Genomic DNA, 525 nt, shown 5'->3' on the forward strand with positions numbered 1-525 from the left:
CGTGGGGCTTCTCCGCGATGAGGAGGCCGTAGCCGAGGGCGCCGTCGGTGAGGGCTCGGCGGGCCGCGGTCAGGGTTCCCGCGGCGTCGTCCCGGGCGAGACCCGCCGCGGCGAGCTCGGCCGGGGCGGTGAGCCGGAGCAGGTTCAGACGGGCCTCGATCTGGTCGATCATGCGTGTCAGGGCCTGGTCGTGGCGTTCGGTGCGCAGCGTGCGCAGGCCCGCGGTGCCGAGGATCCCGGTGTACTCGTCGAGGGGGCGGGCGTCGGCGATGCAGGCGATACGGGCGGTCAGGCCGGTCAGTTCGGGCGGGAGCCGCTGCACGGTGGCCGTGACGTCGGTGATGCCGACCCGGCCGCCGGGGCGCAGGACCCGGGCGAACTCTGCGGCGGCCCGGGCCTTGTCCGGGAAGGTGCACAGGGCGCACTCGCACACCACCGCGTCGAACATGCCGTCCGGGAAGGGCAGGTGTTCCGCGTCGCCGGTGGTGAACGCGGTCCGGGCGGCGAGGCCCGCGGTGACGGCGG

The 525-nt window shown here is 75.6% G+C and carries 1 protein-coding gene; it reads right to left on the reverse strand.

What is annotated here, in order from left to right:
• The coding region (locus V5O46_RS31650) for a class I SAM-dependent methyltransferase (protein WP_332888179.1) at positions 1–525 on the reverse strand (525 nt) is incomplete at both ends.

Origin of the sequence: Streptomyces poriticola, from assembly GCF_036689765.1 — a bacterium.
GTDB lineage: Bacteria > Actinomycetota > Actinomycetes > Streptomycetales > Streptomycetaceae > Streptomyces > Streptomyces poriticola.